At 41.2% G+C, this 23,286-nt stretch carries 22 protein-coding genes and 3 pseudogenes; 24 read left to right on the plus strand and 1 reads right to left on the minus strand.

Annotation, left to right across the window (positions count from 1 at the left end):
- Nucleotides 1-6: 6 nt before the first annotated feature.
- From HMPREF0556_RS01205 to HMPREF0556_RS13110, 19 genes and pseudogenes are all read left to right on the plus strand, one after another.
- The gene (locus HMPREF0556_RS01205; protein ID WP_003754697.1) at nucleotides 7-882 is read left to right on the plus strand and encodes a flagellar hook-associated protein 3; all 876 of its coding nucleotides are present in this window, start codon (nucleotides 7-9) and stop codon (nucleotides 880-882) included.
- Nucleotides 883-892: 10 nt separating this feature from the next.
- On the plus strand, nucleotides 893-2,185 hold the full coding sequence (locus HMPREF0556_RS01210) for a flagellar hook-associated protein 2 (RefSeq protein WP_003754698.1): 1,293 nt from the start codon (nucleotides 893-895) through the stop codon (nucleotides 2,183-2,185).
- A gap of 15 nt (nucleotides 2,186-2,200) precedes the next feature.
- Nucleotides 2,201-2,596, plus strand: coding sequence for a flagellar export chaperone FliS (locus HMPREF0556_RS01215; RefSeq protein ID WP_003754700.1), 396 nt, complete (start codon nucleotides 2,201-2,203; stop codon nucleotides 2,594-2,596).
- Nucleotides 2,559-2,843 (plus strand): hypothetical protein, encoded by a 285-nt coding sequence (locus HMPREF0556_RS01220; RefSeq protein WP_036105050.1) that lies wholly within the window; start codon nucleotides 2,559-2,561, stop codon nucleotides 2,841-2,843. The genes HMPREF0556_RS01215 and HMPREF0556_RS01220 overlap by 38 nt, the downstream gene beginning before the upstream one ends.
- A gap of 17 nt (nucleotides 2,844-2,860) precedes the next feature.
- The gene (flgB, locus tag HMPREF0556_RS01225; RefSeq protein WP_003754704.1) at nucleotides 2,861-3,226 is read left to right on the plus strand and encodes a flagellar basal body rod protein FlgB; all 366 of its coding nucleotides are present in this window, start codon (nucleotides 2,861-2,863) and stop codon (nucleotides 3,224-3,226) included.
- A 9-nt stretch (nucleotides 3,227-3,235) separates the two neighbouring features.
- Nucleotides 3,236-3,646, plus strand: coding sequence for a flagellar basal body rod protein FlgC (gene flgC / locus HMPREF0556_RS01230; protein WP_003754706.1), 411 nt, complete (start codon nucleotides 3,236-3,238; stop codon nucleotides 3,644-3,646).
- 12 nt (nucleotides 3,647-3,658) lie between these two features.
- Nucleotides 3,659-3,955, plus strand: a complete 297-nt coding sequence (gene fliE, locus HMPREF0556_RS01235) for a flagellar hook-basal body complex protein FliE (RefSeq protein WP_003754707.1) — start codon at nucleotides 3,659-3,661, stop codon at nucleotides 3,953-3,955.
- A gap of 61 nt (nucleotides 3,956-4,016) precedes the next feature.
- Nucleotides 4,017-5,681, plus strand: coding sequence for a flagellar basal-body MS-ring/collar protein FliF (fliF, locus tag HMPREF0556_RS01240; RefSeq protein ID WP_003754709.1), 1,665 nt, complete (start codon nucleotides 4,017-4,019; stop codon nucleotides 5,679-5,681).
- 6 nt (nucleotides 5,682-5,687) lie between these two features.
- Complete coding sequence (locus tag HMPREF0556_RS01245; protein WP_003754711.1) at nucleotides 5,688-6,803, plus strand: flagellar motor switch protein FliG; 1,116 nt, start codon at nucleotides 5,688-5,690, stop codon at nucleotides 6,801-6,803.
- Nucleotides 6,790-7,476 carry a FliH/SctL family protein gene (locus HMPREF0556_RS01250; protein ID WP_003754712.1) on the plus strand — a complete coding sequence of 229 codons (687 nt, stop codon included), beginning with the start codon at nucleotides 6,790-6,792 and terminating at the stop codon, nucleotides 7,474-7,476. The genes HMPREF0556_RS01245 and HMPREF0556_RS01250 overlap by 14 nt, the downstream gene beginning before the upstream one ends.
- The gene (locus HMPREF0556_RS01255) at nucleotides 7,469-8,779 is read left to right on the plus strand and encodes a FliI/YscN family ATPase (RefSeq protein ID WP_003754714.1); all 1,311 of its coding nucleotides are present in this window, start codon (nucleotides 7,469-7,471) and stop codon (nucleotides 8,777-8,779) included. The genes HMPREF0556_RS01250 and HMPREF0556_RS01255 overlap by 8 nt, the downstream gene beginning before the upstream one ends.
- Complete coding sequence (locus HMPREF0556_RS01260; protein ID WP_003754716.1) at nucleotides 8,776-9,441, plus strand: lytic transglycosylase domain-containing protein; 666 nt, start codon at nucleotides 8,776-8,778, stop codon at nucleotides 9,439-9,441. The genes HMPREF0556_RS01255 and HMPREF0556_RS01260 overlap by 4 nt, the downstream gene beginning before the upstream one ends.
- A gap of 3 nt (nucleotides 9,442-9,444) precedes the next feature.
- Nucleotides 9,445-10,098, plus strand: a complete 654-nt coding sequence (locus HMPREF0556_RS01265) for a hypothetical protein (RefSeq protein ID WP_003754718.1) — start codon at nucleotides 9,445-9,447, stop codon at nucleotides 10,096-10,098.
- A 790-nt stretch (nucleotides 10,099-10,888) separates the two neighbouring features.
- Nucleotides 10,889-11,185, plus strand: a complete 297-nt coding sequence (locus HMPREF0556_RS01270; protein ID WP_040486373.1) for a WXG100 family type VII secretion target — start codon at nucleotides 10,889-10,891, stop codon at nucleotides 11,183-11,185.
- Between the two features lie 68 nt (nucleotides 11,186-11,253).
- Nucleotides 11,254-11,541, plus strand: a complete 288-nt coding sequence (locus HMPREF0556_RS01275) for a TIGR04197 family type VII secretion effector (RefSeq protein WP_003754724.1) — start codon at nucleotides 11,254-11,256, stop codon at nucleotides 11,539-11,541.
- Nucleotides 11,542-11,556: 15 nt separating this feature from the next.
- The gene (locus tag HMPREF0556_RS01280) at nucleotides 11,557-11,910 is read left to right on the plus strand and encodes a DUF3958 family protein (protein ID WP_139028029.1); all 354 of its coding nucleotides are present in this window, start codon (nucleotides 11,557-11,559) and stop codon (nucleotides 11,908-11,910) included.
- Nucleotides 11,907-13,391 (plus strand): T7SS effector LXG polymorphic toxin, encoded by a 1,485-nt coding sequence (locus tag HMPREF0556_RS13105; RefSeq protein ID WP_003754731.1) that lies wholly within the window; start codon nucleotides 11,907-11,909, stop codon nucleotides 13,389-13,391. The genes HMPREF0556_RS01280 and HMPREF0556_RS13105 overlap by 4 nt, the downstream gene beginning before the upstream one ends.
- A 3-nt stretch (nucleotides 13,392-13,394) precedes the next feature.
- On the plus strand, nucleotides 13,395-13,775 hold the full coding sequence (locus HMPREF0556_RS01295) for a hypothetical protein (RefSeq protein ID WP_003754733.1): 381 nt from the start codon (nucleotides 13,395-13,397) through the stop codon (nucleotides 13,773-13,775).
- A 359-nt stretch (nucleotides 13,776-14,134) separates the two neighbouring features.
- Nucleotides 14,135-14,428 (plus strand): annotated as a pseudogene (locus HMPREF0556_RS13110) (Imm70 family immunity protein).
- Nucleotides 14,429-14,527: 99 nt separating this feature from the next.
- Here the strand turns inward: HMPREF0556_RS13110 and HMPREF0556_RS13825 are convergent.
- Nucleotides 14,528-14,599, minus strand: a pseudogene (locus HMPREF0556_RS13825) (recombinase family protein); the annotation flags it as partial.
- A 169-nt stretch (nucleotides 14,600-14,768) separates the two neighbouring features.
- Here HMPREF0556_RS13825 and HMPREF0556_RS01300 point away from each other — a divergent pair.
- The 5 genes and pseudogenes from HMPREF0556_RS01300 (at nucleotide 14,769) to HMPREF0556_RS01315 (ending at nucleotide 23,211) form a co-directional block, all read left to right on the plus strand.
- Entirely contained in the window at nucleotides 14,769-18,395 is a 3,627-nt protein-coding gene (locus tag HMPREF0556_RS01300) for a M60 family metallopeptidase (protein WP_040486374.1), read from the plus strand.
- Nucleotides 18,396-18,653: 258 nt separating this feature from the next.
- Nucleotides 18,654-20,384, plus strand: a complete 1,731-nt coding sequence (locus HMPREF0556_RS01305; RefSeq protein WP_003754740.1) for a pyruvate oxidase — start codon at nucleotides 18,654-18,656, stop codon at nucleotides 20,382-20,384.
- A gap of 297 nt (nucleotides 20,385-20,681) precedes the next feature.
- Nucleotides 20,682-21,458: pseudogene (locus HMPREF0556_RS13755) on the plus strand (MCP four helix bundle domain-containing protein); the annotation flags it as partial.
- 132 nt (nucleotides 21,459-21,590) lie between these two features.
- Entirely contained in the window at nucleotides 21,591-22,484 is an 894-nt protein-coding gene (locus HMPREF0556_RS13760; protein ID WP_382388301.1) for a methyl-accepting chemotaxis protein, read from the plus strand.
- A 1-nt stretch (nucleotide 22,485) separates the two neighbouring features.
- Entirely contained in the window at nucleotides 22,486-23,211 is a 726-nt protein-coding gene (locus HMPREF0556_RS01315; RefSeq protein WP_003754745.1) for a C39 family peptidase, read from the plus strand.
- Nucleotides 23,212-23,286: the final 75 nt, after the last annotated feature.

Here is a 23,286-nt window from a genome sequence, read left to right on the forward strand (position 1 = left end):
TGACCGATGCGAATCGCCACCAACCAACAAACAAATACGATCATCAATCAAATCAACAATGCGAATGTACTTATGGGAAAATATCAAACCCAGGTATCGACCGGAAAACGCTATGAAACGATGAGTGAAAACCCGGCAGCAACGACGCAGGTGCTTTCTTATAATCATATTTTAAATCAATTGAACCGTGAGCAAAAAGACGTTAGTGATGCGAAGAGCTTGCTTACAAGCGCAGATACTTCGCTATCCTCTATGAATGACGCAATGTCCCGTATCAATGCGATCGTTTTGCAGTCACTGAATGGAACGACTGACGAGAAAAATATGAACCAAGCAGCAGAAGAAGTAAAAGGCCTGCTACAGTCGCTCGTTTCCCTAGGAAATACAGATGACGACGGCCGCTACATTTTCAGCGGTTCCAGCACCAATACCAAGCCGTTTACGATCAATAGTCAAACTGGTGTGATCGCATATAACGGAACCACCGACAACAAAAATTTCAAAGTTTCTGACAGCCATGAAGTGGAAGTTTACCACGACGGCAGCCAGCTGACGCAGATTTTTAACACGATCAACCAAATCGTTCAGGCAATGCAATCCGGCGATAAAGATAGTTTACGAGGATTCCAAGAACAAAATGAAGCAAATCTGGATATTCTTTCTAATAAAATGACGAGCGTAGGCGGACAAAAAAACAGCGTACTGGCTTACGATAATATTCTTTCGTCAAAAATCATCGACTATAAAGACCGCAAATCAAAAGTCGATGAAGTGGATGGTCCAGAAGCGATCAGCAACTTGAACCAAGCATCGATCGCGTATCAAGCTTCCCTGAAATCGAGCGTTATTATCCAGCAGTTAAGTATCTTGAATTATATGTGAGGTGAGAAAAATGAGCAGTTCCATTATTGACAGTTTGCTTGACCCGAATCAGTATTACACACAGTTTATCCAGCTTTCTCAATCAACGCTGGAGAGTGCGAAAACACCATTTCAAAATCAAATCACTACGTATCAGTCGACAATATCGACATACAACAACTTAAAAGCAGCATTGGCGAATTCTTTGAAAGTATTTAACGGCTTTACCACGTATGCCAGCCAAACCAAATTGGCAAGTTCCACTAACGAAAGTGCTTTTAGCGCAACTTCTTCTTCCAGTGGTGTAAACGGCTCTTATTCCGTGGAAGTCACTAGACTGGCAACGTCTGATACTTACAACAAAAGCGTTCAGAATATAGGCGCGGAGATTGGTTTAGGAGGAACGATCACACTAAATGGCAAAGCTATCACGATCGATGAAAAGGATACGTATAAAGACGTTCTTAATAAAATCAACAGTAGCAATGCTAAAGTAAATGCCTATACACTTGGCGGCAACATGGTGATCACAGCAAATAATACCGGGAAAGCAAATGCTATCAGCTTCGGTGGCGATCAAGATCTGCTAGCTGCATTAGGACTGGAAACAGACTCACCCAACCATCTTGCAGCGGAAGATGCTTTACTCAAGATCAATGGCGCGGATATTACCAGCACAACAAATAAAGTAAGCGACATTATCCCCGGCGTCACCCTGACACTTAAAAAACCGACAACTCAAATCGAAACATTGACAGTTCAAGAACAAAAAGACACCCAGGCAAGTGCGATGATCACAAACTTTGTGAATGCCTATAATCAAGTATTGACTGTCATGAACACATATGCAGGGGATGGAACCTCGTTACAAGCGTCCACCGTTGACCTTGCTACAGACCGCGCACTAAATAGTATTTTCAAATTTACAAAGAACGGCAGCGGCATTTTTGACTTTGGTATCAGCGTAGACAAAACGGGTGTCTTATCAATCGACAGCGCAAAACTAGAAGCCAAACTTGCAGAAGACCCAACTTCAGCGGAGAAATTCTTCTTCGGCATCGGCGGATTCGGCGATACTTTATCCCAGTCTTTCGACAAGATATACGGAGCAACTGGAATTGTCAGCGATGAAACGGGCTCACTAAACAGTGAGATCGCTAAACTAAACACAAAGATCAACAGCATCACCGATCGTAACACGACGATGCTCGACCAAATCACACAGCAATACACCAAATGGCTAACACAAATGAATAACTTGCGATCAAGCGCTACAGTAATGGACGCATTGATCGACGGCATGAACGCAGGAAGTAAAAATTGATAGTAGGTGACGAAAATGCAAGCATGGAAAAAATATTCGGCAAGTGAGATCTTAACAAGCAATCCCATCAAAAATACGATCTATATTTACGAACGCTGCATCATTGAATTCAAAAAACTGGAACAGAATTTCGCCGATTTTAAATTCAGTGAAGCAGACTTGATACTGGATAAAATGGAAAAAGTATTTGAAGAGTTGAAACTGCAATTGAGTCCGGAAGCGGACAAAGAACTATTCGATAATATTTATGGCTTATATGAATGGATCACTGAACAGATCAAACAAATGCAAATGTTTCGCAAAGCGGTAAATGTCGATACGATCATCCACATTATTACCCAACTCAAGGAAGGTTACGAAGGAGCGCTTGCCAGTGAATCCAGAGAGCATACAGATACTGAATCGATTTAAAGGGCAATTTTTGGAAAGCGGCCAATTACGCGTGTCTGATTCTGAGTACCAAATGTCTATAGAAGAAGTCACGACATATCTAGCTTCCTTACAGTTAGAAGAAAAACGTGAATTAGCACTAGAAATCAAAAAAACGATCGAAAAAGCAATGATCTTTACCGACAATCAAATCAGACAAGTAAAAGAAACTCTGGAAACAGGCAAAAAACGCGATCGAGCGAACCGCAATTATGCGAAGTTTTTCTAAAGAAAGAAGGTTTTGACGTGGACAACTATGTGGCTAGTTTAGGAAGCTATATCAGTTACCTACAAAGTTCCAACACACTTATTTCCGATAATATCGCCAACGCCCAAACAGCCGGCTATAAAGCAAAAGAATCAAGCTTTGAACAAAATCTGCAGCAAGCAGGCAGCCTGCGGGAGACAAATCCCAAACATATGGCTGGCGAAAGTGCCGGAAGCGCCAACGTCCGCATCACAGAAAAAGCAGGCAGCGTCAATGAAGACGGCAATAATGTCAACGTGACCGATGAAATGATCGGCTTGACGAAAAATAATCAAATGTATGCCATTGCGATCAATGCACTCAATTATGACACAGCCATCGGCATCGCAGCACGCGGAAAGTAGGGAAATGAAATGTTTGAATCAATCAATACAAACGGCTCGGCTTTAAACGCAGCCAAAACTTGGATGGAAATCAGTTCCGACAATATCGCGAATGCCAATTCCTCCGCTGCACCGGGAGAAGCCCCTTACGCCAGAAAAAGTGTCGTCCTTCAGGAAATCAGCCCCTTTGAAGCAAAATTAAATGGCGTAAATGGTGTAAAAGTAGAAAATATCGTCAGTGATACAAAAAATGTAAAAACAGTTTATGACCCGACGCATCCTAATAGCGACCAAGACGGTTACGTGCGTTATGCCAATATTGACCTGACAGCTGAAATGACGAACATCATGGTCGGCCAAAAAATGTACGCCGCTAACACCTCTGCTTTGCAAGCCAATGAAAAAATGCTCGATAAAGAACTAGAAATCGGAAAGATCTAAGGAGGTAATCGCATGGCAATCGAAGGAATAGCAAGTAGTGCCGTAAGTTCCTTACCGCTGCAGTCACCTAAAGGCGGAACGGAACAAGTAACCGAATCCGCGGACACATTTGCCAGCATGTTTGACAAGATGAGTGATGTCCAAAATAACGCAGAAAACTCCGCATACAAAATGGTTACCACAGGCGAAGGGAATACCAGCGATGTGCTGATCCAAATGAAAAAAGCAGAATCACAGATGAAAACAGCCGCCGTGATAAGAGATAATTTAGTAGAAAGTTATAAACAGCTTTTAAATACGCAAGTGTAAAGCAATAGTTCCGGGGAGTGAACACTGCTAGGCACAGAGAAAATGGAGCGAAGTTTCTGTTATGACAAGAATTAAAACAATGTATTCGAAGTTAAAGAACTGGCACAAGGTCGCCATTTTAGTCGGCTTTTTTGTCATTGTCACAGTAGCGCTACTTTATATGAATCAGCCAAGTACCAAAGTCACTTTATTCAAAAATTTGTCAGAAACCTCTCAGACACAAGTGACCGACGAATTAGGCAAAATCGGAGTAGACTATACGATTGATAAAAATGGGGATATTTTAGTCGATAAAAGCGTGGAAAAATTAGTAAGAGATAAAATGGAAGAAGATGGCATTCCTTATACAGGAACCGACGGGAACGATATTTTACTAAACAGCTCACTTGGAGCAAGTGAAGAAGACAAAAAAATGCAAGAACAAGTAGGGACGAAAGCGAACTTAGAGAAAGAGATCTTGCAAAGCTACAGCAATGTAGTAGACAGTGCGACCGTTCAAATGACCATGCCAGAGTCCGATTCGATCTTTGAAGAAGCGAGTCAAAAAGGTTCCGCGGCAGTAACGATCAAGACCAAAGGACAAATGTCGCTCAGCACTGCTCAAGTCCAAGGCATCCAAAGAACCGTCAGCGCAGCGATCCCGAACATCAATGCAGAAGAAGTAGCCGTGATCGATTCCAAACGCGGTGTTGTTTCTGATTCTGCAACCACAGCCAAAGACGAAGGAAGTTCCGCTTATAAAAACGAAGTGGATATTCAAGACGCGATCGGAAAAGATATCAAAACCGACATTGAAGACACACTTTCGAGTATATTTGCACTGAAAAACTTCCGTGTAAATACGAATGTTACCGTAAATTTTGACGAGATCAAACAAAAAACGGAAAAATATCCGCGAGACGGAAAAGTCCGCAGTGAACAAAAAGACAGCACTACCGATAAATCGACAGGCTCAGCAGGACAGGCATCCGGAACAGAATCAAACGCTGATGTTCCGAATTATACAGAAAACGGCGGAAACAGTGATTCTACCTATACGAGCGAAAAAAACAGCGAGACTACTAATTATGAACTTGACTCGACGATGCAGGAAATCAAAAAACACCCAGCACTTGCGAAAACCAACGTTGTCGTTTGGGTAGATCAAAACACATTAGACGCCAACCGCGTTGATATGAATGAATTTACAAAAGCAGTCGGCGTAGCAGCAGGATTAACACCTAACATGACTGACCCTAATGGTGATGGCGGTGGCAATGCAAATGCAAACGCCGACGGAAACGGAACTAACCAAGAAGTTTTTGACGGCACTTTCAAAAACGGTGAAGTTACGATCATGCCGATCACATTCTTGAAAGATGACACAGCCGCACCAACCGCAAAACCAGCTGCGAAACCAGCAAGCCACGCGTGGGTATGGTGGATCCTTGGCAGCACATTACTGCTACTTATTGCTGGCGGAATAGTTTTCTATATTATTTGGCTGAAACGAAAAGAACAGATCGAAGAAGCGATCGCAGAAGACTATATTTCACCAGAAGAAGCATTAGTCGAAAAAGAACTAAGCGAACAACCTGATTTCCAAATCGATCCTGACGCAATGACAGAGCCTTCCATCTTGACCAGAAGAGAGAACTTAAAAGAAAAAATCAGCGATCTTGCAAAAGAAGACCCAGGCAGAGCAGCTGCAATCATCCAAAAATGGCTCAATGAAAGGCAGGCCTGATAGCTTATGGCAGATACATTAAAAGAAACGCTAGAACAATTAGAAATAAACGAAAAAGCAGAACAAGAAACAGCACAACAAGAAAAAACGGCAGAAAGTGAAGCAGTTGATCTCGCTTCCTCTTCCAAGCGTGAAAAAGCAGCACTCATTATTTGGAACCTGGACGAAGATGTGGCGACCGAAGTTGTCGACCTGCTGCCGGATGCATCGAAACAGCGTCTGGCACGCGAAATGGCAAAGCTGAAAGAAATGGACGGCAATGTCGTGGAAGAAGCATCGCGCGAATTTATGACAGAAATGGACTTGCTGAATACAGGAATCGCCAAACTTGACCGCGAACACTTGCGTCGCTTGTTCCCGAACATGTCAGCAGAAGAATTGAATCAGCTGATCTATGGCTTAGAAACCGAAGCACGGGTCGGCGAAACAGCGATCGACATCCTGCAAGAAATCGATGATGTCGATTCATTATTCACTATCATCAGCGATGAATCCCCGCAAACCATTGCAATGATCGCTTCTTATATGAAACCGGAAGAAGCTTCCAAATTGCTTGGCTTGCTTCCAGAAGAAAAAATGATCCGTACTGTGATCGGTGTGGCAAGTTTGGAACAGTTTGACAGTGAAGTGATGCAGAATATCTCTAATTTACTACGGATCAAGCTAGATACCATGGCCAGCAGTTCGATCAACAAAACAGATGGTATCAAAAACGTGGCGAATATACTTAACAACGTATCCCGCGGCTTAGAACGCACGATCTTTGAATACTTGGACGAGGAAGAACAAGACCTCTCCGAACGCATCAAAGAAAAAATGTTTATGTTCGAAGATCTGCTTATTTTGGACAATATGACCTTACAGCTCGTACTCGCAGAAATTCAAGACAACAACAAGATCGCCCGTGCGCTTAAAAACGAAAAAGAAGAGCTTAAAGAAAAGATTCTTTCCTGTGTATCGAAAAACCGTCGCGATATGATCGTCGAAGAAATCGATGTATTAGGACCAGTTCGCCTTTCTGAAGTAGAACAAGCACAACAAGATATTTCCGGTGTTGTCCGCAACATGGAACGCGAAGGGAGAATCATGATCGTTCGAGGTGACCAAGATGTCATTATCTAACAGTCGAATCCCCAAAACTGCCGTAGAAATCTCCGAAACGCCAGTAGAATTGGTATACTTGGAAGAAATCACAGAAAGCGCAGAAACAGATTCCGACAACCAAGAATTAATACAAGCACAAGCTGCCTTGGAGCAAGAAGCACAACAATTAGCAGTAAGTAGACAGCAACTCGAGCAGCGATTGGAAGCATTAGAAGCCGAAAAAGCCGACTTGCTGAACAAACAAGCGGAATGGGAACAAACCAAACAAACCGAACGCCAAGAATGGGAAAAAGAAAAGCAGCAGGTCTACCAAACGGTCACCCGCTTTTTATATGAAGAAAGTATCCAACTGGCCGAACAAGTCGTCCAGCAAACGATCGATGAACGGCAATTGAAAATGACTCCACTACTTGTAGAAGTCATCCAAAAACTGCCGATCTCCTTTGAGAAACTATGCGTCACGATTCACCCGGAAACATTGGAAGCTCTAAAAGCCGAACACGCAGACGACAAAGAAGCATGGCTGATGCAGAACATCGACTGGCGTTTTGATATGCGGCTTGGCTACGGAGAATTCAGTGTAGAAGAAGAAAAAGAATACTTTGAATACCGCTTTCCGGAAATCTTCGCTGCAATCAAAGTACAAAGTGAACGCCTACTTGCAGCTAAAGGTGGCACAGCAGATGTTTGAACCGAAAACAGCAGCATGGCAAACGATCAAACGTGCTATTCCTTACATTAGAAAAGGAAAGATCCATACCGTACAAGAACAGCTCTATATCTCAAAAGGCCCGCAAATGCAGATCGGTGACACTGTGACCGTCGGCGAGAAAAAGGTCTTGTGCGAAGTGATCTCGATTGAAAAAGAAAATAATATGCTCTTACCCTTTAATCAAACGGATAAAGTTTCAGCAGGAGATTGGGTCTATCCAAACGATGCCGAGGTCACGATCCCGGCAAGCGGCGAATTGCTCGGCAAAGTCTTAAGCGCAACAGGCGAAGTTATCAATGGCGATCCAGCTGGAAACACGCAGAAAATCGCTTTAGAAGCACCGCCGATCAACGCCTTTGCCCGCCAAGAAATCACCGATAGCCTAGAAACAGGTATCAAAGCAATCGACGGCATGCTCACGATCGGCATCGGTCAGAAAATCGGTATTTTCGCCGGTTCAGGTGTCGGAAAATCCACCCTACTCGGCATGATCGCGCGAAATGCTAAAGTCGATGTCAATGTGATCGCCCTAGTCGGCGAGCGTGGACGGGAAGTAAAAGACTTTATCCGCAAAGATCTTGGCGAAGAAGGCATGAAAAAAAGTATTATCGTAGCCGCTACTTCCGATGAGAGTCATTTAATGCAGCTCCGCGCTGCCAAATTAGCTACTTCGATCGCAGAACACTTCCGTGATCAAGGGAAAAACGTCTTATTGATGATGGACTCGATCACTCGCTTTGCGGATGCTAGAAGAAGCGTTGACATTGCAACGAAAGATTTACCCATTGGCGGAAAGACATTGCTGATGGAATCATATATGAAAAAATTACTCGAACGCTCTGGAAAAACAGAAACCGGCTCGATAACTGGTATCTATACAGTTTTAGTTGACGGCGACGACATGAATGGTCCGATCCCGGATCTGGCGCGTGGGATTTTAGATGGACATATTATCCTCAAGCGGGAACTTGCCATTATGAACCAATATCCCGCGATCTCCGTTCTGGACTCGATCAGCCGTGTTATGGAAGAAATCACGACAAAAGAACACTTTGCCGCTTCCAATAAACTGCGCGAATGGCTCAGTACGTTTCAAGAAAACGAACTGTACTTCAAATTAGGAACCATCGAACAAACAAAAGACAATACCGCGATCTTCCTCAGCCAGAAAAAAGCGATCCAAATCAATACAATGCTGAAACAGCCGCGAGACGAACACGTTACATTCGCGGAAACACTTCAACAAATGAAACAAATCTGTGAAGGAGATGGACTAGCGTGAACCCTGTCGAACAAGTAATCACCGCCCGCAAAGCGGAATTCAATCAAGCCATGACAGCCAATCAGACCGCACAAAATCCGAAAGCATTTCAAAGTGCTTTAGAGCAACAATCGATGGAAACCGCTGAAAAAGCAAGTCCGTCTTCTAACAAGGCTACTTCTTTAGACCAGCAGATGGCTTACGCACAATCCGTTTATGAAGCGATTTTAGCACAAGGGACCACAGCAGCTCCCGCAGTTAGCCAGCCTGTAAAAACGACCGCAGCAAATATTTCAAGCAGCCCGCAATCCGTATCTTCCGCACATGACGGGAAATACGCGACTGAGATCGCAGCCGCTTCTAAGAAATACGACGTACCAGAAAGCTTGATCCGCAAAGTGATCGAAGTAGAATCGAATTTCAATCCGAATGCCGTTTCCAGTGCTGGTGCGACCGGCTTGATGCAGCTGATGTATGGGGAAAATCGCTTAGACCCAGCAGCCAATATCGATGCTGGCGTCAAACAGCTATCCGGCTATATCAAAAATTACAAAGGCGATCTGTCACTTGCGCTTGCCGCCTATAATGCAGGACCAGGCAATGTACGCAAATACGGCGGAATCCCGCCATTTACCGAAACCCAAAATTATATCAAAAAAATCCTCGGAAAGGACGTGGGTTGATCCATGAGCGAATGGCAACAAAAATGGCAAGCATGGCGCGATATGACTGTGGCAATGCAGACCGAGATCAAAACCGAAGCAGCAGAAAAAGTGAAAAGTCATTTACTAGCCTCAGAATTTGAACAAGCGATCCAAGTCATCCACGAAACCGAAGCCTTAGTAGCAGAACTTGATCTAACAGAAAAATGGGCACACTTAGAACGAAAACTCGCTGATTTCTCCAGCACGATGAAGGCAGAAAGCAAACCCTTCCAAGCCGGACAATTAAGCCAAATCGAAGAACAGCGCAAAGAAGCACCAAAAGGATTTGCAGCAGAAACCGTAAAAGAAGAAGCAAAACAACTGCTAGCAGCCCGCGATTTCAGCTTTGTCGGCGAAACAGACACCTACATCCATTTCGTCAAAGCCAGCCGAAACTACTACTTGAACCTCTTCCACCCCGCCAAAGAAAAAGACGAACTGCGACAAGAATTAGAAGCAATGCGCCAATATAAAAATATCGGTTGGATCTGCCGCAACCAGAACGAATCCGCCGAAGCAAAGAAAATCATCGACGAATGGTTGGAAGAATTAGAACCAGCCAAGAAAAAATTCCTAACAATGAATCTAGCGGTCATGACGGAGATGAAAGCAAATCCGGCTATGACGTTTCAGTGAATGAACAGTTAGCAGAAGCAGAAAAAAGCTTGAAGCATTTGATTGAGTTTGATTTTTATGACTAGGATTGGGTAAACGAGCTTAAACTAGAGAATTAAACGACAATCACACGTATTTAGGGTATTATTGTTTAGAGAAAGGTCCGCCTACCAAATAAAGGCAAATGAAAAAAGCTATATATTGCAAGGGCCCTCATATAACCGAGAAATCAAAGACTACTTTGATTTGCTAGGAGGAAATAAATAGAAATGAAGCTTATCAAGTATAAATCATTATTACTTTTTTTATTTGTTTTTTATTTTTGTATGGGAGCTTCTAAGTTTGCACAAGTTTTATGGTTTGATAAAACTGGAAACCTTGTAAACTATTCACTTTCCTATTAAAGGAAATCGTGGAATATGAAATGCTAACAAAAAAAATTTAGCTATATATAGGATTGCTGCAATCTGCGTTTTTATTTAGCGTCTTTGGCATAGCAAGCTGTCTAGGGGGATAATATATGTTTGGATGAGCAGAAAGTTAGAGAGAAGTAGACTTAACTTATAGATCTTAATCGAACTTAAAGGGTATAGTTTGTTAACTCTAGCAGTTTCATTTAGTAAGATAGAAAATAAAATTATAAAAAACACTAAAAGCCTAGAAAGTATAATTTCTAGGCTTTTTTATCTAATTATGGCAACTCTCTCGTTTTTTGTCACAGAAAGTTCAGAAAACGTTCGCCTTTCGTTCGCCTCAGGCTGTGCTAAAATACAAGAGTACAGTAAAAATAGACATCAAAGGAGAGAATGAAATGGCAGGACAAATCAGAATGAGCCCGGCAGAATTACGGGACCGCGCCAAGAAATACGGGACGAGCGCACGAGAAATCGATCAGATCTTGAATAACTTGAAAAATCTACAAGAACAATTACGAGGAGAATGGGAAGGGCAAGCCTTCGCACGTTTTGATGAGCAATTCAACCAACTAAAACCCAAAGTCGTCCAATTCTCCGATCTACTCGACCAGATCCAAGGCCAATTAGAGAAAACAGCGACTTCTGTGGAGAACCATGACCGCGAGTTATCGCAGAATTTTGGTCTCAATTAAGGTTTCCAAAACTGGAAAAGTCATGCACGAAGGTGTATGGCTTTTTCTACATCAAGGAGGGATCGTAAATGGCAGATGGAATCGTAAGCAATCTGGGCATTGCTCAGGGACACGCGACAAGCCTACAAAACGCACTGACCGCGTTATCTGGAAACTGGACACCAGATACGGATAAAAAAACGACCTTGCAAGGAAACACGAAGCTGCAAACGGTCAGCACGCAGGAACTAGCTGTACTAGCCTCCCTTCGTAGTGTCTTAGAACAAGATATTGCGAATATCCACAGTGTGGCAACAGATTTCGAGGCACTCGATCAACAACTACAACAAAACTTTACATTGCCATCATTACCATAGGAAGGAATGGGGACATTGGAAACAGCTACAGCGGAAGAATTAACGCAACGACTATACCGGATAGGCGAAGAAAAACAGGAAGTAGAAGGGCAACAACGGGAGCTACGTCGGTTGGAAGAAGAATTCCAAACCCATCTTCAACAAAAAAACCGGCTTTTGGATGAAATAAGCCATACGTGGCAAAAAGGACAGATGGCGCACCGGACAACAGACCGAATGTTACAAATACGAAAAGAAGAACAAGGGTTGATGGAACGATTTTGGGAAGAAAGGGAAACGACCAAAAAAGCGCACCAACAATTGGAAGCGAAAGAAGAAGCCGTCTACTATCAGCGAAAAGCAGCTTATGAGAAGGAGGCAACATCATGAGTGTCGATATGTTTCTAGACGACGCAGACAGTCAAGTCACCGCGATCAGGAATATGTGCCAAGCTCATGTTCAAGGACTAAACAGCTTGAAAACGGCTATCTCCCAGTTTATTTTCGAGCCGGTATTAATAGGGAAAACCTATGATTCCGCCAAGATCTATTTTCAAATGACGTATATCCCTGTCATCACTGGTCTGATTTTAGTGGCAGAAACCTTAGAGACGGCAGCAAAGAAACTTCCGGATCGCTATCGATCGGATGTGGATGACAATTCCCTTCAAGAAGCTGTTTTACGCCGACATATCGAGCAGCTGAATAAGCTCATGGCTTTCGCGGACCACTTAGCAGCAGGCGCATCAAAAAACAGTTTTTTGAAAACCGGATTGACAAAATTAGGGGAACATTACCAAGGTCAACAGAAGGATGAACAAGCAAAGTTGGCAAAACTGATGGCATTTGATCCCGTATCCGCAACGCTTTTTGGTGAAGTAGAAACATTACTGGATGCGGTGGAACAAGGGCTAAAAGAGATGCGTAGTGGAAAGGGTTTTAGCGGACTAACAGGGACCTTCAGCACGATGGGATTGAATATGGATTGGGTGAAACCGATCAATGATAAATGGACGGAATACGATCGCAGGCAAAAAGGGATCGATTCTAAGAAAGAGAAAGAGTTAGAAGCTTATGATGTTTATGCCATTGTTTATGAAGATACGGATGGAAATGCGAAAATCTTATGGCATTTAGAAAAAGACGGAAAAGGCGTAGACGCCCCGGAATTATATCAGTATTTAAGTAAGGCCGGCCAATATTTACCGGATCAGCAATACCGGATATGGTCGATGGAAGATTATCAGAAACATTTAGAAGATGGTTGGCGCCATGGGATCAATTATCAAAATGGGGATGCATATAACGCGTTTATCAAAGGCACACTCGCAACCTCTCAGTATGTAGCGGATGGTTATAATTGGGTACAAGAGACCGGCATGTACGATTTGATTTTGATGGCTGGGTTGAGTTATGCTTCTTATAAGGTGACGACGGAGACGGGGGTTCCAGAGAAAGTTAGTGGGGCTAAGGCTCCAAAGACAGATTTTGGTGCAGAAAATCCTGTATCAGGAAAAGATTGGAACAATTATTTTAAAGAAAAATATGGTGCTGGTAATGTTCAGTGGAAACCTAACTCTATTGAAGACATTATCTCCAGTCCTAAAAGACTGTATGGAAGTACCAAAAATGAAATAAAATCAATATTAGGTGAAGGTTGGACAGAGTCCACATATGGGTCAGCAGGGAATGGTTGGAAATTTACTAATGACGGAGATGGAATGGTGTTTTATCATCCAGGAGACGGTATACATGGAGGTCCCTATTATGGATTTTCTACAGGTGATACAGGTAAAGTGAAAATTGTTGGGGAAGATTATATAGACTTTTCGAATGATAAAGCAACAATTATAAAGTTGGGTGGTGAATAACATTTGGAAAAATTAACTTTAGGCGGAAAATTTGATTGGTTCATGGATACTCTTGAGAAAAGTGGTATGTTTATTTTGAAATTATCTAATGAAGAAATAGAGACATTTATTTTTGAAGATTTAATAGTAGGCGTTACCTCTTTTTTCAGTAAAAATAATTTAATCGAATTGAAAGAGAATGGATTAATTGATGAAAATATTGAAGAACAAGCTGCTCTTTTTAGAGAAAAAGTGCTAAATCTTGATAATACGAGTTTATGGAATATTAGTAGTGTAAGGCAAAGTTCCGAATGGTTAGATGTTTTCAAATTATCTGATGATATGAAAAATGAACTTCATGAAAGATGGTCTGATGAAGAAATAGAATACTTGAAAACAATATAAAAAAGGCACTTTGCTTTTTGATGGCTTTTTTCCTATATTTTAATACAACAAATAGAGAAAACAAGAATCTATTTGTATCAAGCACTATTTATAACAGTAGAAATAGGAGAGTATTCTGTAAAATTAATTCCCTAGAAATTTTATAACCACTTATAAAGAAGTCAACTAAACCTGTAGTACGCCCTTAAATTTAGACCAAAAAGTCTAAATTAAGGGGAGCGCTACAATCAGATGGCTTTTTATTTTCCGAAATGTGTTTATTTATTAGTAAAGTTATTCTCTTAAGATGAGTTTTTTCTGTTTGGAACTGGTGATTTCTTTCATTCTTTTTCTCAACAATATGTGTAAACCTAGAAAACATAAATTGGGGGAGTGAATTTCCTATCGTGATGAAAGATATGTACGCAAGATATTTATCAAAAGAAAAAATTGAAATTGCTAAACATGAGTTACAAAAAATTAAAATAGGTTGAGTGAAATTCCCCCCAAAAGAAATTATTTGGGATGTAGAGGATTTAGAGAAAAATCCACCTTGTGGCACACATATAAGTAAAGATATTACTAGTTTAGCCCAATATTTTGTAATAGCTGATGGAAAGAATCTAATAAGTGTTTTAGAAGAAGACGTAGATATAGAAATAAAAGTTTTATAGAAAAAGTTATTGAACCAATTAGATGGAAATATATGTAACAAAGTCTAAAACAAGCTGGACTAATTACTTTTCCAGCTTGTTTTATTGTATATCAGTTGCTCTTCCATATGAAGAGCGTTCTAAAATCAAATTTCGTTCAAATTCGGCGAAAGCAGCGAACAAATAAAAGAGATATTTCTCAAATCGGAGAAAAAGTATAAGTTGTTTATTAGAAAGCCATAAATTTGACATAAAATAGAGATTTTTTTTAAGCAAATCCCTGAGGTTACTCGTTTTATTATAGGGATAGTGATATAATTCACTTGAATTTAGAGTGAAAGGGGAATGTATCATAGAAGCAATGAAAGTACATATTCAGAACAAGACAATCATTTGGGGAGCAGTCAGTTTATTCGCTTTATTTATACTTTCGTGTATTTGTTTTCAAAGCAGCGTTTCCGCAGCAGAGGAAAGTAGAGATGGCGTGCGCAATGAGAGTCTGCAAATGAAAGTAATCCCTAGAGGAAATCCGGCGACTAGTAGGGCAAGAGAACAGAGAGGGAACGAACATACATCATTTGAGTCGACCGGTTTATTTTTATATAAGGGAGATGAGATCACCGTTGAAGTAGAAGGTGAACCGGAAAATTTGGAATTGCGGGTAGGACAATGGGGTGGTTATACGAATACTCCTTATATCGCTACTGGTTCGCAAAGTTATGCTTTTAAAGAGGGCGTGGTAAAACTTCACGGAGGAACGAATACCTTTACGAGAAACTTTTCAGGAGGAATGGTTTATCTCGTCAATTATTCCACTACGAAAGCAGAAAATGTTGCGATTAAAGGTGGCGTAAAAGTTCCTTATTACGTTCAAGGAAAGACTTCGATTGATTCCTTTAAAAATGAATTGGAACAGTATAAAGATGTCCCATTTATGGAGTTTGTAAATAATGATGCAATCGCAACCATTCGAATAGATCGAGCAAAAGATATTTTTGAAAAAGGCAATCAAGTGGATGTATTTATGTCTTCGTTAGCTAAAATCGTTAAACTTCAAAACGGGGCTGCCGGTCTTTCTTATGATGGACAGGGTGCAGAAAGAAAAGATCTGCAACGCATTCATGTCATGAATCCGGAATGGGGAGCAGGACAACTGTTTGCAACGAATAACTTTATTGGCATTCATAGTGCAACGACTAAAGACCGGGAGATTTTCAGCAAAGGACTTGATAGTACAGATTGGGGAATGCTTCATGAATCTGGGCATACCTATCAAAATAAAATGTATCAATGGCGTAATATGACAGAAGTAACGGTTAATATTTATGCTGACTATGCGCAAAAAATGTGGTCTGCAGATGGAACAGGGAGATACGATGCAGTAAATGTGAAGAACGGAAGCAGAGCAAGTGTACAAAAGTATTTTAAGAAATTAGAAACAGATCCGACATGGAATTTTGATCGTGAGTCCACGGAGACAAACGACTATCATTTTGCTTTACTAGGCATGTTTTTAACATTACCAAGAACATTCGGTTATGATTTTTATCCTGTATTGAATCAATCTTATCGCTCCTTACCGGAGGAAGAGCTACCGAAAACAGAGGAAGAGCAGAAGCAACTATTTATTCTGATGACAAGTAAAGTGGCACATCGTGATTTAACGCCGTTCTTTGAACATTGGCGTTTCACAATAACAGATGAAACAAAAGAGAAGTTGAAAGCATTAAAACTTCCAACGTTGGAGAAAGAGATTTGGAAAGATGTACTAGCAACCGAACAAGAAGAAAAAGCTGGGACATATCGTATTTCAAAGGCAGTTGGGCCATACTCTGTTCCACAAGTTGAATGGAAATCAGGTATCCCGCAATTTCCTTTTGAGAATTTAAGAAATGCTTTGAATGCCAACGATTTAGTTGCAAATATGTATTCAACACCAATTGCATCAAATACAAGTTTAGTAACCACTGGAACAGTCTCGGACGGAACGAGCTTTGATATTCAGAACGCGTATGCATACTTTACGAATGATTTGGGAATCCCGAATAAAATCCCTTTCTCCGTAAAAGTCACGCCGGGAGACAGTATCGTCATGACGGGACAGCGTGGTCGCTACGCAGTTTTAAGTTACGATCCGAAAGCGAAAACGCTCCTGGCACGTGGGAATTCCAAGAAAATATTGGAGAATCTGCCAAATAATCTTTATCCACGAGTAAAAGTTTATGATAAAAATATGCAGACAGTCAAAAAAGTAGCAGAAGGTTACGGAAAAACGTATGGCTATGAATTTGCGGGCAAATTAGACAATGTGCCTGTTAATATTGGAGACATCGTTGAAATTTATCACCGTGAGTCAGCTAAACGGGTACAGCGTTATAAAGACAACAAACCTTTGACAACAAATAAAGATACTTACTATTATCAAATCACTAAGACCGGCTGGCAAGAAATTGATTTTAATCCGAAAAGTATCGAAGGCTCTGCGATTGCTGCCAAAGTCGGTGACAGCGGCGAAATGGATTTACAAATAAATCCGGCAAACAGTATTTTACCAAGTGACTATGAATATACTGTTTCGGATCCTTCTATTATCAAGGTTGACAGCAAAGGCAAGTGGCAAGCACTTAAAAAAGGTAAAACAACTATTGCCGTCACGGCAAAACTTCCTGATGTAGGGGAATTAGCTGGGGCAGATTATCCGGCCGAATTGAAAACAACTATTGAAGTAGAAATCACTAATAGCGGCGCCCCGATTAAAATCCACTATGTTGATTTACAAGGAAATCCGCTGACAGATGTATCAGAACAAGTGATTGCCGGTGATGCTGGTGACGTTATTAATTTAGAGCAGTATGCGATAAAAGTTCCAGGCTACACACTACTTACTGAAACAGCAAATAAAACAGCGATAGTTTCTACTAAAGAACAAGATATTTCATTTATTTACGGTGGGAACATTATCAGCGTTACAGGTGATAACATCGGAACCACAGTCGGAAAGACCGGGAAAATACAAATCAAATTGGTTCCTGAAATAACAGAAATGCCCGCAGAAAAGCTTATAAAAGCAAAAAAGATCACTTATAATGTAGCTGATCCAAGTATTATTCAATTAGAGACGGATGGCGAGTGGAAAGCACTTAAAAACGGCTCAACGACCATTACCGCTTTAGTAACACTGGAAAGCGGTAAGCAGCTAGAACTGACTAAGCCACTTGAAGTAATGGTTGGTTATAATGCAGAACCAATTCACATCAGGTATCAAACGACAGCTGGAAAGCACTTAGACGAAGAAACGATCTATGGAAATGTGGGAGAAAGCTATCAAGCTGAGCCGAAGAGAATTAACGGCTACACAGCTGTCTCCGATAAAAATCAGATGTTGACTTTTACTGACAAAACGCAAGAAATCGTTTTCGAATATGAGCCAAATCAGCTTAAAATCCAAGATGTCAGTGCCAAAGTTGGTGACAAGGGAAGATTCCAAATAACTGTTCTCCCTCAGAACAATAACGAAAAATATATATTTGAATATGTAGTAGAGAATTCGGACATCGTAAGTGTTACAAGTGATGGTAAATGGACGGCAAAGCAAACAGGAGAGACAACCATTGAAGTCCACGCGATTTCTGACGATTTAATAAGAAAAGCAGGCGTAGAACCAATGCTTTCCACTAAAATAACCTTTAAAGTAGCGCAAGAACCATCCAAAGAGAATGGAGATAAGCAAACAACACCCGACGAAAAAGATGTAATTAATAATAAGAAAAATCCCAAAGAAGATTTGAGTGTTATCGAAAAACCAATAATTAAAAAGCAAAGTCGAACCATAGAAGACCCTAAGCAGTCGAAGAAAATGGTTGTCAAAGATAAAAAGCTACCTCATACAGGAGATAGTAATCAAAAAAATGTAGTGCCGCAATTTATAGGTCTACTACTATGCTTGCAAGGTCTATATATTTGGAAAAGACGAAAAGTGGATAGCTAGGAATAAAATAAATGGAAAAGTGATAAAAGTTATCCTTCTTTTAATGGATCTTTTGTCATTTGGAGAGAATAATGACGATAAAATTAGTATTGAGCGTATTAAACCAACCAGTTTATCAGTATGAGGCTAGTAAATGATTAATCTAGCGTATTGATTGCGGTTCTCTGTTTATTTTCCTCCCCCACCTTAGTTTCATTCCTCACAAATAAGGGAAAACGATGATAATGGAAACATGCAAACTTGAGGAGGAATAGACAGATGAAAAAAGTGAAAGCAAGTACAGCAATGGTTCAAATCATGAAAAATTGGGGGATCGACCACGTTTATGGATTGCCGGGCGATTCTATCGATACAGTAGTCGACGCCCTACGTACGGAAAGTGAGGCAATCGAGTTTATCCATGTCCGTCATGAAGAGGTGGCTACTTTATCTGCAGCAGCCTATGCAAAACTGACCGGTAAGATCGGTGTTGCTTTATCGATCGGTGGTCCCGGTGCGATTCACATGCTGAATGGGATGTATGATGCGAAAATGGATCATGTCCCGATGCTTGTGTTGGCCGGGCAAGTAACTAGCGATGTAAAGGGGACAGGTTTCTTTCAAGAAGTAGATTTGCCAGCTTTATTTGAAGATGTCGCTGTTTATAATCGTAGTTTGGAGAGTGCCGCTAGCATTCCGGAAATCTTGAACGAAGCGATTCGTACTGCTTATGAACAAAAAGGTGTTGCTGTCTTGACTGTTCCGAATGACGTGCCACTTGGTGAGATCGAATTTGCACTTAAAGATGAGCCCGTTATTTTTGAACCTTCTTATCCGACCATACCAGAACATGATATTCTTGAGGCTAGCAAACTGATCAATGAAGCGAAAAAACCAGTTATCCTTGCCGGCGTGGGGACCAAACATGCCAAAGCTGAATTAGTCACTTTTTCTGAACATGCTGAAATTCCTGTCGTGATTACACTGCCAGCAAAAGGTGTGATTCCCGACAAACATCCGAATTATTTAGGGAATCTCGGTAAGATCGGTACCAAACCAGCATATGAAGCTATGCAGGAAACCGATTTGCTGATCATGATCGGCACAGATTACCCTTATGCAGACTATTTACCGAAAGACGTAACTTGCATCCAGCTCGAGGCCAATCCAGCCCGCATTGGCAAACGCTATGAAACGACCATTAGCCTGATTGGTGATGCCAAAGAAGCGCTGATCCAGCTGACGGCTAATACGGAACGTGTAACTGATCGCAAGTTTTTAAAAGCCTGTCAGGAAAATATGCAGACTTGGGAAAAATGGCTAAAAGAAGATAAGGCGAAGACGACCAATCCAATTGCACCCGAGGCATTGATGGCAAAAATCAACGAAATCGCGGAAGAGGACACGATCTTTTCTATCGACGTCGGTACTGCCACTGTTTGGGGCACCCGCTACTTAGAATTAGGGCACAAAAACGACTTTCTTGTCTCCGCTTGGCTTGGCACAATGGGTTGTGGCTTACCGGGAGCGATCGCCGCTAAAAAAACATATCCTGAACGCCAAGTGATCAGCATTATCGGCGACGGCGGCTTTTCCATGGTCATGCAGGATTTCGCTACTGCAGTCGGTGAAAAATTGCCAATGATCCTCGTGATCCTAAACAACCGCCAGTTATCTTTCATCAAATACGAACAACAAGCAGCCGGCGAATTAAACTATGCGATCGACTTGCCAAACATTGACTATGCGATGTTTGCCGAAGCATGCGGCGGAAAAGGAATCAAAGTCGATAAATACGAAGACCTTGATCAAGCTATGCAAACCGCTAAAACAGCGGATGTCCCAGTGATCTTAGACGTTGCTGTAGATACCGATGCTGCTCCGCTACCTGGGAAGATCATTATGGACGAAGCGCTAGGTTATTCAAAATTCGAAGTGCGCTCTGTTCTAGAAGACAAGAAGTTCGCGAAAATGCCACCGCTAAAAACGATTATTAGACGATTTTTATAATGAAAATATAGGAAAAGCCGTATCGTTTGACATATACTTAAACGATATGGCTTTTTTATGGATGACTAACATCGGTATCACTCCCATCACATCAAGTACTAGCACTACACATCCCGCCCCGATCATTCCGCAAAATAAGTTAGTATTCGATAAAAAATAAATAGGATCAAAAAAACTTCAAAAATAATAAAATTTGAAGTTTTTTTAAATAAAAGTAAATTTTAATATAAAATATAGCATTTTTTTAAAAAACATGAGATAATGAGGGGGTGAAAAGCAGAAAGGGAGTGCAAATCAATGAATATAATCAAAAATCGCAAATTAAAGACAAAACTAGGCTTGAATATTGTGATAAATGCCATTATTTTAATTGCATTAGGCGTAACCGTTTATTTTGGTTTCAACCATGTTTCTTCGCTATCTAAACAAACTGTCGAAGATAACGTAAAACCAATGCGTGAGATATCGACTGTCAAAGCAAATATGGCACAAATTAATATTGATATTTTAAGTATGTTTGACTCCACAAATGAAATCCCTAATTTTGTCAAAGACATCGATGACCGCTACGCAGAGAACGACAAAGCCTTAGTAGTTATTCAAAAAGCCGGTTTAGTTGCTGATGAAAAGAAACAACTGCAACTATTTAAAAATAATTTAGCTGAAATGAAAGATGCCGCATCTTCTGTTATTCGCGACACGACAAGTGCGCAAACAGATTCAGAATTATTGAATGCCCAAAATAATTACTATTTGCATGTCAAAACAAAATTTGATGATGCAGTTGGTGCACTCAACGGGTTGGAAAGCATGAATTTTAATCAAGTAAATGATTCTACAAATGCCATCTCAGCATTCGGTAATATGCTAAGTATTTCGTTAGCTGGAGCGATCATCTTAATAGTGATCGTGGCTGTTTTGTTCAATCTTTATATGAATAAAACGATACTAAGTGGGATCCGTCACCTGCGTGAGTCTGTACGAAAAATCGCAGCGGGAGATCTTTCTTATCAAAGTGAGAATCTTGTCAAAGATGAACTCGGCGAAATTGGTCATGAATTGAATGAGATGGCGGAAAATCTTCGCTTGATGATCATTGATATGAAGGAAACTTCGGCGCAAGTGAAAAATTCTAGCGATAACGTCATCATCAGCTCGGAGATCATTTCGCAAATGACAGGCGAAATGGGTACGGAAATGCGGATGATGGGTGAAAAAATCGAAACGCAGATCGGCAGCATGACAGAAAGTACGGAAGCAATGGATCAAATGACCGGGGGCGTTCAAAACGTTGCCGAATATTCCTTGAAAGTCTCGGATCTGACGAAAGAGTCGGTTATCAAGACGAACGAAGGAATCTCCGTTATCAATAATCTTGTTTCACAAATGGATCGGATCAGCATGGTGATGCGCTCTAGTACAGAGGTCGTTTCTAAACTTGTCAATCGGGTCGGCGAAGTAGAAGTAGCGTTGAATACGGTAACCAATATTGCAGATCAAACGAACCTACTTGCCTTAAATGCAGCGATCGAATCAGCGCGAGCTGGAGAACACGGCCGCGGATTTGCAGTAGTCGCGGAAGAAGTTCGGAAATTAGCAGAGCAGTCACGCCTTGCCGTTGTTGATATCAATGCGGTCTTGAAAAAGATCCAATCAGAATCGCAAACGACGGTAGAGGTAATGAACGAAGGCCTATCCGAATCGGAAGCAGGTCAAAAAATCATCGGCGAAACAGAAGTGACTTTCAAAGACTTACTTAGCCGTGTCAATGATATCGCAACGCAGATGCAGAGCGTATCGCAAGAAACAGAAGAAATGGCAGCTGGTATCGAAGAGGTCAACACATCGATCGCTGACGTGACTGAGATTTCCAAACAAATCGGTGAACAATCGAAGACGTCATTAGAATTTGCGGAGATCAATACATTCAAAATCAATGAATTGGTCGGCGTTTCAGAAGAAATGCAACATATTTCCAGTTCGTTGGAAGGCTATGTGAATCGATTCGTTACAGATAAATTGAGCGAGGATATCGAAACAGAAGAGCAGCAGTTAGCTGATCCTGCTGCAGAAGAACAATTAGTGGCAGAGAATATCTAATATGCAGCGTTTGTTAAAAATAGTGACCATTTGCTTGCTGACATACCTGGCAGTTTCTGTTCAAGAAGACCATTTCTATGTCCAAGCATCGCGAACGGCTTTAGGAAAAGCGGAAAAAATCACTCGCTCCCCGCAGAATAAAGTTATTGACGTTTCACTGGTCAACCAGCTCACGACCCCAGCTCTATATAACGGCTGTGAAGTAGCAGCTCTTTCTATGCTACTTCAGTTTCAAGGGAAGAAAGTCACTAAAAACGAGCTGGCGAAACAATTAGCCTATACACCGATGCATGAAGGTAAATGGGACGGCAATCCAAATCAGGCTTTCGTCGGGGATATTACCGGAAAAAAACCTGGCTTAGGCGTCTATCATGGCCCAATCTACAAACTAGCGACTAAATATCTTCCGAAAAAGCATGTGCATGATATCAGCGGCAGCGACTTTTCGAAAGTTGCCGGACTGATCGAACAAGGCAAGCCAGTCTGGGTCATCACGACGACTAACTTTGAAGCTCCGAAAACATGGCAGAAATTTCATACCAAACAAGGTGATCTGAAAGTGACATTCGCAATGCACAGCGTCGTGATTACAGGCGTGGATGCGCGATATATCTACTTGAATGATCCTTATGGTCACAAGAACCGTCAAGTGGATAAAAAAGCGTTCATTCGTAGTTATAAGGCAATGGGCAAGCAAGCTATCTACGTAGATGGAATGGGTAAATAAAGAGAAAACATATAATAAAGGGCAAGTGTTGTGAAATAATAGATAAAAATCCTGTTCGAGTGAGCAGGTTTTTTA

Origin of the sequence: Listeria grayi DSM 20601, from assembly GCF_000148995.1 — a bacterium.
GTDB lineage: Bacteria > Bacillota > Bacilli > Lactobacillales > Listeriaceae > Listeria > Listeria grayi.